The following is an 8,784-nucleotide window of genomic DNA, read 5'->3' on the forward strand; positions in this document are numbered from 1 at the left end:
GGCTGTTATAGCTATAACGCTGTAATTTATACCAAGGGTGGTGGCAGTGTATATTAAGAAGCAAGAGTAATAAGAGCCCATAAGTCAGAGGGCTCTTAAATACAATGGGTATAAATTGCGCTTAGCTGGCTTTTAACAATTGTTGATGTAGCCAATCTTTTAACACCACACGGTCATGTTTTAATTGCAGCATTTCCTCGTCATCGATAGGCGCGTCTTGCAGCTCTAAGGTACGAATTTCTTTATCAAGCGCGTTGTATTTTTTGGCTTTATCTGCAAACTCTTGATCATTGCTATTGAGTTTTTTAATAGTATTTAGGTGCTCAGGAAAGTCTTGAGTTAATGAATGATCTTCGCCTAACATAGGTACTCCTTAACGGTGCGTGTAATAAATGTGTTTTAAAAATAACACGCTTAGGGTTTAGTTAAATTCAGATTGTATGGGTATTTATCGAAATTTTCCGAGAAAACCCATTGATCGACGCGAAGCGGCGTCGATGGGTAGTTCACGTACGCCATAATATTAGAGCTGGGGGTTGCTTGAGTATAAATCAACACATAGCCGTTATTAATTATTATTACGGAAATACTTATATATCACTATACAAAGCACTGACACTCAAAGATGCTTAAGTTAGAATACAAAATGCAACAACTCCTCGCAAACAATAACTATTTTGAGTGCTTTATTACATGCTTTTAATGATCGACAATTACGACTCGTTTACCTATAACTTGGTACAGTACTTTCAGCGTTTAGATCAAGAGGTACTGGTTAAGCGCAACGACCAAATAACGCTTAGCCAAATTAAGCAGTTAAATCCTCAACATATTGTTATATCACCCGGTCCTAAAAGCCCAAGCGAAGCGGGTATTTCATTAAGTATTGTTGAGCAATTAAAAGGGCAGTATCCTATTTTAGGAATTTGCTTAGGGCATCAAACTATTGCCCAAGCCTTAGGAGCAAAGGTGGTGCGTGCTAAAAAAGTAATGCACGGTAAAACATCGCCAATTTACCATAGCGATCAAGGAGTATTTAAAGGTTTAGCTAAGCCCTTAACGGTATGTCGGTATCATTCTTTAATTGTTGAGGCACAGTCGCTGCCTAAAGAGTTGCAAGTAACAGCCTGGACACAAACCCAGCAAGGTGAGTTTGACGAAATTATGGGATTATTACATACAGACTTAGCACTTGAAGGTGTACAATTTCATCCGGAAGCTATTTTAACTGAGCAAGGTTTAGCGTTACTTGATAACTTTTTAACTCGCTTCTAAGCTTATAGTATTAAGTAAATATCATTACATTAAAGGCAGAGAGCCATGACCGAAATAGTGCAGCAACCGCGTATTGTTAAAATGCTTAATCAACGAGCACATGATTTGCTGCTTGGTCATAACTTTGCTCATCAACAAATTGGCTTTATTCATACGCTAGAAATGGACTATGGCGAACCACTAAAGCAACGCACATTACTTGAAGTAGAGGTTGCCGCTCAGCAAAAGCGCAAGCTAAAAAGTACCGCGCATCATAAATATCGTGCAGCAGCGAGCGAGCAACTGCATAAAGCAATAGAAAAAATGATGTCTGAGCAGCTTAGCGATATAGACAGTGTTATTCAAAACACCATAGGTGTAGAGGACAGCGTATGTGCCATGTTAGATATTTTAGCCACAAAAAGCGCATCGGTTGGGCGCTTAGAGCCTTTAGTTAACGACCTAAGCTGGCTTGGCAGAGAGTTAGTTACTTTAGTTAACTTGCCTTATTATCGTAATCAGCGCAGCAAAAATACCGCAGTGAAAGTAGATAGCCCCGCTTTAGCGCTGCGTTATATTGGCCTAGATAACTTACAGCTAGTAGTACCAACTTTTGCAGTGCGCCATTGGATGCCTTATAGCACAGAGCCTTTTTCGTTACTAAAAAGGCGCTTAAAAGAAAGCGCCATGGCGAATGCTATTGCGGCACAAAAAATTGCTGAAGTTAACGAGGTTAACCCAAGCCATGCTTTTACTTTAGGGATGTTATTAAACGTGGGGCAAATAGCCTTAGTGCGTTTATATTTAAAAGTGTTTGAGCAAATTTGGCAGCGAAAAGTACAATTTGCTCGCACTACAGCGAATAAAGGCTTGCATACTGCATTGTTAGAGCTAAAACCAGACCCTTTATTTTTAACCACCTTACTGAGCGAACAGTCGTTGGCTATTAGCGCTAAAATAATTGAAAAAATGGCCTTTAAGTATTTGCCGTTTAATAGCGTAATGCAGCAACTTGTTAATGGGGTAGAAAAAGGCGATACAGCGCTGCCTTTAACGCAGGTAATGCTAAAAGCACGATGTTACTCTCAGTACTTAACGCTAAAGCAGCATCAGCTAGTTGAACCGGATGAAACGCTTAGTTGGTTTTCGTACTTTAAGTTCACCAAAAAAGAGCTAAAAGCACTCCAAGCAAGCAATTTTAATAATCTTGCTATTCAAATTGATTAAATTTGTTAATTTTTTTGCGACTATCCATTCACTTTTTATTATCTCTTTTCAATACATTTCCCCGTTTAAAGTGAGGCGCGCTCGTTGTTCAGGCGCTTTATTGGCTAAAAACGAGTTGCATAAAGCAAGCAAATAGTTATTCACTATCTATGAAATTATATCTCAAGCCCTTTATTATCAAGGGTTACATGAAAGTTTTTGAAGAGACATAATCAATGTTTTCTGAAATAATAAGCGTCTGAAAATTGAACCACACAGCCCTTTTTAGGCAAATATCGCTATACTGAGTTTGCTAAAAAACACATATGCTACAGGTTACCACACAGCTATTTACGGCTTTGTGATGTACACAATTAAGAGGAAATAAAATGACAGTCAATCGCGAATTATTTGATCACGTAATGGTTCCTAACTACGCACCTTCAAGCGTAATTCCAGTTCGAGGCGAAGGCTCTCGCGTATGGGATCAACAAGGTCGAGAGTTTATCGACTTTGCTGGTGGTATTGCCGTTAACTGTCTTGGCCATTGCCACCCTGCATTAGTAGGCGCATTAAAAGAGCAAGGCGAAAAGCTTTGGCATCTATCAAATGTAATGACCAACGAGCCAGCATTACGCTTAGCTAAAAAAATGGTTGATGCAACCTTTGCCGAAAAAGTTTACTTTGCCAACTCAGGCGCAGAAGCAAACGAAGCAGCACTTAAATTAGCGCGTCGTTTTGCCCTTGATCAATTTGGCGCAGAAAAGTCTCAAATCATCGCATTTAACAAAGGTTTCCACGGCCGTACATTCTTTACCGTAACTGTTGGTGGCCAAGCGGCATACTCAGATGGTTTTGGTCCTAAGCCAGGCGACATTGTACATTGTGATTACAACGACCTAGCAGCATTTGAAGCCCTTATTAGCGACAAAACATGTGCCGTAATGATGGAGCCACTACAAGGTGAAGGCGGTATTGTTTCGCCAACTGACGAATTTGCACAAGGCGTTCGTGATTTATGTACTAAACATAATGCACTGCTTATTTTTGATGAAGTGCAAACAGGTGTTGGCCGTACAGGTAACTTATACGCATACCAAGGTTTAAACGTTGTTCCTGATATTTTAACTACGGCTAAAGCATTGGGCGGCGGTTTTCCTATTGGCGCTATGATCACCACAACTGAAATTGCACAACACCTTAAAGTAGGTACGCATGGTTCTACTTATGGTGGTAATCCATTAGCGTGCGCCGTTGCTGAAGCAGCATTCGATACTGTAAATACCCCAGAAGTACTTGCTGGTGTAACAGCAAAAGCAGCATTATTTAACCAACTACTTACTGAAATTAATAATAAATACCACGTGTTTAGCGAAATTCGCGGCCAAGGTTTATTAATTGGTGCAGTAGTAAGCGAGCAATACAAAGGTCGTGCAAAAGAGTTTTTAGTGGCAGGTACTGAGCACGGTCTTATGTCATTAGTTGCCGGTGCTGACGTGGTTCGTTTTACACCATCATTAGTTATCCCAGAAGCCGACATTCGTGAAGGTATGGCACGCTTTGAAAAAGCAGTAGCCAGTGTTGTAAGCGCTTAACATAGCCAAACAATATCTATTAAGGGCAGACCTAGTTTGCCCTCTAATTTTAATTTACCGTTATAATATAAGGGAGTAAGCGGGTTTATGATGATCCTTCGCCCAATCCAACAAAGTGACTACCCTGCATTAGTGAAAATAGCCCACGAATCGGGTCATGGCTTTACTTCTTTACCTAATAATGAAAAGTTATTGCAAAAGAAAATAGATCATTCGGTTAGCTCATTTGCAAAAGCTGCTACCGAGCCGGGCGACGAAGGTTATTTATTTGTACTAGAGGACACCGAAACCGGTGAAGTAGTTGGCACCTCAGGTATAGAAGCCGCTGTTGGCTTAGATGATGCATTTTATCACTATCATTTAAGTAAAGTGATTCATTCTTCACGCACTCTAAACGTATATAAAGCAGTTGATATTTTAACGCTTTGTAACGATTACACCGGCGCTACAGAGCTATGTACATTATTTTTGAAAGACGCATACCGCAAAAACAGTAACGGTAAATTACTTTCAAAATCGCGTTTTATGTTTATTAAACAGCATCAAGAGCGTTTTGCACAAACCGTCATTGCAGAAATGCGTGGTGTGTCTGACGACAATGGCAGCAGCCCATTTTGGCAATGGCTAGAAGAGCACTTTTTTTCAATGGACTTTCCAACTGCCGACTATTTAACAGGCATAGGCCAAAAAGTATTTATTGCTGAATTAATGCCTAAGTACCCAATTTACGTTAATTTGCTCAGCAAAAATGCGCAAGCTGTTATTGGTAAAGTACACGACAACACACGCCCAGCAATTGAGCTATTAAAAAGTGAAGGTTTTACCTTTAATGGGTATGTTGATATTTTTGATGCCGGCCCCACAGTTGAAGCAAAAGTAGATAACATTGCCACCATTCGCAATGCTAAACACTTTAAAGTTGAAATAGGTGAACCAAGTGGCGACACCATGGTGTTATTAGCCAACGAAAAGCTTACAGACTTTAGAGCAACTGTAGTGCCTATGACGTTCGATGAGCGCATGAGCAGCATAGTAATAACGCAACAAGTAGCCGATGCACTGTATTTACAAGCGGGCGATAGCGTAAGCGCAACCACGATTTAATTTAGGAGAAAGTATAATGACTCATCCTGCACAATTTATTAATGGTCAATGGTCACAAGGCCAAGGAACCGAATTTAGTTCAGTAAACCCAGCCAATAACAATGTTATTTTCCAAGCAAACTCAGCAACAGCAGAGCAAGTAGACGCTGCAGTTAGCGCAGCGCGCGAAGCGTTTTATGCTTGGGCTGATAAAACATTTGCTGAACGTTTAGAAATAGTTAAAGCATTCGCAGCGCAATTAAAAGAAAACAGCGAAGAGCTAGCCATTACTATTGCACAAGAAACAGGTAAGCCACTGTGGGAAACTCGCACAGAAGCGGGTGCTATGGTTGGTAAAATTGCCATTTCTGAAAAAGCGTTTTTAGAGCGCACTGGCGACGTAGAAAATGCAATGCCACTAGGGCGCGCAATGATCCGCCACAAGCCACACGGTGTTGTAGCTGTATTTGGTCCGTATAACTTTCCGGGGCATTTACCTAATGGCCACATAGTGCCAGCGCTTTTAGCGGGTAACACGGTTATATTTAAACCGTCAGAACTTACGCCTAAAGTTGCCGAGCTTACGCTTAAGCTGTGGGAAAAAGCAGGTTTACCAGCGGGTGTAATTAACCTTGTACAAGGTGAAGTAGCAACGGGTAAAGCCCTTGCTGCTCACAAAGGTATTGATGGCTTGTTCTTTACGGGTTCTTCGCGCACAGGTCATATTTTACATGAACAGTTTGCGGGTCAACCTGGTAAAATTTTAGCGCTAGAAATGGGTGGTAATAACCCACTTATTATTACTGACGTTGAAGATACTAAAGCGGTTGTTCACGATATTATTCAATCAGCGTTTATTTCAAGTGGCCAGCGTTGTACCTGTGCACGTAAACTATTTTTACCAACGGGTAGCAAAGGTGATGTAATCCTGGAGCGTTTAATTACCGCAACTAAAGCGATTAAAGTAGGTAATTATGACGATGCAGATCAGCCATTTATGGGCTCAATGATCTCATCAGCCGCCGCTGCCGGTATGGTTAAAGCGCAAAACGAACTTGTTGAGCTTGGTGCTCAAGTATTGGTAGAGCTTGAGCATACAGTTAATACTGGCTTTGTAACACCAGGTATTATTGAGTGTACAAATATTAGCGACTTCCCAGATGAAGAGCATTTTGGACCACTTCTAAAAGTATTCCGCTTTGACGACTTTGACCAAGCAATTGATAAAGCCAACGACACAAGCTTTGGTTTATCAGCAGGTTTACTTAGCGACAGTGCTGCCGACTACGAGCACTTTTTACGCCGTATTCGCGCTGGTATTGCTAACTGGAACCGCCCAATTACTGGCGCATCAAGTGCTGCACCGTTTGGTGGTATTGGCGCATCGGGGAATCACAGAGCCAGCGCGTATTACGCTGCCGATTACTGTGCATACCCAGTAGCATCAGTAGAGCTTGAAAAAGTTGCTATGCCAGCTACATTAAGCCCAGGCTTAAAAATAGACTAAAATTACTACTAAATAATTATAAAAGCAGCTTCGGCTGCTTTTTTTGTATTAGCTATGTCGCTAAGCTAGTAATTATTAGTGCTTTCTGCTTAAATTACTGAATTAATTATTTTTAAGGTATACGTGTAATGGTTTTAAATAGGCAAGGGTACGACGACTTAATTATGTACCTAACTCAAAACTTAGCTTTATTTGAAAAGCCGGGTGAAATAAAACCAGGTGCACCTACGGTTATGGAATTAATCGAAGACGTGATTGCACAAAACGTAATGCTCATATGTCAGCAGCACACAGAGCTCACTACAGAGCAGCGTAGCCAAATTGTGCGTGAAGTTGATGGCATAGTTTACGATTTACAAGAAGTCCTCAGTAGCATCACCTCGCGGCCTGTTACGGTAGAGCAACACATGTTTATTGATGAGTTTGGTGGTTTGGTTAAAAACCTATTTGATAACGCCGTTTCTTAGCCCGCAACCCTTCTATATTTTCCGGTAGCACGCTTTAAATGCGCTGACGGTTTTACCACCCTTGCATAAATTTAAGTGCCTTGATCAAGCTAATTTATATTATTGCTGGGCGCTCACTTATTAAAGCTGATTGGTATACAATCAAGAAAATAATTTTTGAGGTATAACAATGCAAGCAAATGTAAAATGGGTTGAAGGTAATACCTTTATTGGTCGCTCTAATTCAAATCATAATGTTGTATTTGACGGTGGTAGCGACAGTGCTGCACCGAGCCCTATGGAAATGGTATTAATGTCAATCGGTTGTTGTTCATCGGTTGATGTAGTGAGCATTTTAAAAAAAGCCAAACAAGATTTTAGCAACGTAGAAGTACAGTTAACGGCAGAGCGCGCCGAAACTGCCCCACGAGTATTTACCAAAGTTAATTTACACTTTGTAGCAACGGGCAATAATGTGTCTGAAAAGCACCTTGCACGCGCTGTTTCACTCTCTGCTGAAAAGTATTGCTCGGTCGCATTAATGCTTGATAAAACAGTAAAAATTACGCATAGCCACGAAGTTGTGCAAGATCAAGTAAAATAACGCTTTTTCCATGAGTAAAATTCGTATAAAATCCGCGAACTTTTATTCTGCTAGAGCAGATTTCACTAATTTATAGGTTGGTTTATTATGAACAAACCCTTCGATAAACTTAAACTTCATGGTTTTAATAATTTAACTAAAAGTTTAAGCTTTAGTATTTACGACATTTGCTATGCAAAGACCGAGCAACAACGTAAAGAATATATTGAATATATCGATGAGCAGTACAGTGCAGATAGACTAACCGACATTTTAGGTGAAGTTGTTGATATTATAGGTGCTAACATTTTAAATGTAGCGCGCCAAGACTACGAACCGCAAGGTGCAAGCGTAACTATTTTGGTTTCAGAAGAGCCGGTAGAAGAGCAGCAAAATTACGATGCTGACGAAGCTCCAGGCCCATTACCAGATTCAGTGGTTGCCCATTTAGATAAAAGCCATATTTGTGTACACACGTACCCAGAAGCTCACCCTGATGACGGTATTTGTACTTTTCGCGCCGATATTGAAGTGTCAACGTGTGGCATAATATCGCCACTTAAAGCGTTAAACTTCCTTATTCATAGCCTAGAGTCAGACGTAGTAACAATTGACTACCGCGTACGTGGTTTTACCCGCGATATAAACGGCGTTAAGCACTACATCGATCATGCAATTAGCTCAATTCAAAACTTCATGACAGAAGATACCAAAGAAGCGTACCAAATGATGGACGTAAACGTGTATCAAGAAAACCTGTTTCACACTAAAATGATGTTAAAAGAGACTGATTTAAATACCTATTTATTCGGCCTTTCTACGGATGATTTGTCAGATGAAGAAGAGGAAGAAATTCGCTCTAAACTGACCCGTGAAATGCAAGAAATATTCTATGGCCGTAACTTGCCAGACCTAGATTAAATAGCAAAATATAGTCAATAAAAATGGCGCTCAATGAGCGCCATTTTTTTGTTTGCCCAGCGAAGCTGGCAAACCCGATAGGCTGAAAGATGCCTTATCACCCTGACTAAGGGGAAGATAATCTGAATGGCAAGGGCGTCACTGGCCAACGGTGGGGTCTGAAGGAAGCCATAAGAAGTTAGAGGTACA

At 40.6% G+C, this 8,784-nt stretch carries 9 protein-coding genes; 8 read left to right on the plus strand and 1 reads right to left on the minus strand.

Features of this window, described 5'->3' with window-relative positions; all coding sequences use genetic code 11:
• Positions 1–121: 121 nt before the first annotated feature.
• On the minus strand, positions 122–364 hold the full coding sequence (locus tag HC000_RS08130) for a YdcH family protein (protein WP_179807396.1): 243 nt from the start codon (positions 362–364) through the stop codon (positions 122–124).
• Positions 365–693: 329 nt separating this feature from the next.
• On the opposite strand from HC000_RS08130, the gene HC000_RS08135 reads away from it, so the two are divergent.
• From HC000_RS08135 to speD, 8 genes are all read left to right on the plus strand, one after another.
• Entirely contained in the window at positions 694–1,275 is a 582-nt protein-coding gene (locus HC000_RS08135) for an aminodeoxychorismate/anthranilate synthase component II (RefSeq protein ID WP_011326910.1), read from the plus strand.
• Between the two features lie 45 nt (positions 1,276–1,320).
• Positions 1,321–2,481 (plus strand): HDOD domain-containing protein, encoded by a 1,161-nt coding sequence (locus tag HC000_RS08140; RefSeq protein ID WP_011326911.1) that lies wholly within the window; start codon positions 1,321–1,323, stop codon positions 2,479–2,481.
• A 368-nt stretch (positions 2,482–2,849) separates the two neighbouring features.
• Positions 2,850–4,055 carry an aspartate aminotransferase family protein gene (locus tag HC000_RS08145; RefSeq protein ID WP_011326912.1) on the plus strand — a complete coding sequence of 402 codons (1,206 nt, stop codon included), beginning with the start codon at positions 2,850–2,852 and terminating at the stop codon, positions 4,053–4,055.
• An 87-nt stretch (positions 4,056–4,142) separates the two neighbouring features.
• Entirely contained in the window at positions 4,143–5,159 is a 1,017-nt protein-coding gene (gene astA / locus HC000_RS08150; protein ID WP_011326913.1) for an arginine N-succinyltransferase, read from the plus strand.
• Between the two features lie 16 nt (positions 5,160–5,175).
• Complete coding sequence (gene astD / locus HC000_RS08155; RefSeq protein WP_179807397.1) at positions 5,176–6,645, plus strand: succinylglutamate-semialdehyde dehydrogenase; 1,470 nt, start codon at positions 5,176–5,178, stop codon at positions 6,643–6,645.
• 128 nt (positions 6,646–6,773) lie between these two features.
• Positions 6,774–7,112 (plus strand): DUF3802 family protein, encoded by a 339-nt coding sequence (locus tag HC000_RS08160; RefSeq protein WP_011326915.1) that lies wholly within the window; start codon positions 6,774–6,776, stop codon positions 7,110–7,112.
• A gap of 169 nt (positions 7,113–7,281) precedes the next feature.
• A complete protein-coding gene (locus HC000_RS08165; protein ID WP_011326916.1) occupies positions 7,282–7,695 on the plus strand; it encodes an OsmC family protein in 414 nt (137 codons plus the stop codon).
• A gap of 87 nt (positions 7,696–7,782) precedes the next feature.
• Complete coding sequence (gene speD, locus HC000_RS08170; RefSeq protein ID WP_011326917.1) at positions 7,783–8,595, plus strand: adenosylmethionine decarboxylase; 813 nt, start codon at positions 7,783–7,785, stop codon at positions 8,593–8,595.
• Positions 8,596–8,784: the final 189 nt, after the last annotated feature.

The organism is Pseudoalteromonas sp. MIP2626, from assembly GCF_013414205.1.
In the GTDB taxonomy this organism is placed as follows: Bacteria; Pseudomonadota; Gammaproteobacteria; order Enterobacterales; family Alteromonadaceae; genus Pseudoalteromonas; species Pseudoalteromonas nigrifaciens.

Excerpts from the sequence above, each read along its gene's own strand:
- HC000_RS08140 (WP_011326911.1), top strand. The coding sequence starts at position 1,321 with ATGACCGAAATAGTGCAGCAACCGCGTATTGTTAAAATGCTTAATCAA.
- HC000_RS08135 (WP_011326910.1), top strand. The coding sequence starts at position 694 with ATGCTTTTAATGATCGACAATTACGACTCGTTTACCTATAACTTGGTA.
- astA (WP_011326913.1), top strand. The coding sequence starts at position 4,143 with ATGATGATCCTTCGCCCAATCCAACAAAGTGACTACCCTGCATTAGTG.
- speD (WP_011326917.1), top strand. The coding sequence starts at position 7,783 with ATGAACAAACCCTTCGATAAACTTAAACTTCATGGTTTTAATAATTTA.
- astD (WP_179807397.1), top strand. The coding sequence starts at position 5,176 with ATGACTCATCCTGCACAATTTATTAATGGTCAATGGTCACAAGGCCAA.
- HC000_RS08130 (WP_179807396.1), bottom strand. The coding sequence starts at position 364 with ATGTTAGGCGAAGATCATTCATTAACTCAAGACTTTCCTGAGCACCTA.
- HC000_RS08145 (WP_011326912.1), top strand. The coding sequence starts at position 2,850 with ATGACAGTCAATCGCGAATTATTTGATCACGTAATGGTTCCTAACTAC.
- HC000_RS08160 (WP_011326915.1), top strand. The coding sequence starts at position 6,774 with ATGGTTTTAAATAGGCAAGGGTACGACGACTTAATTATGTACCTAACT.
- HC000_RS08165 (WP_011326916.1), top strand. The coding sequence starts at position 7,282 with ATGCAAGCAAATGTAAAATGGGTTGAAGGTAATACCTTTATTGGTCGC.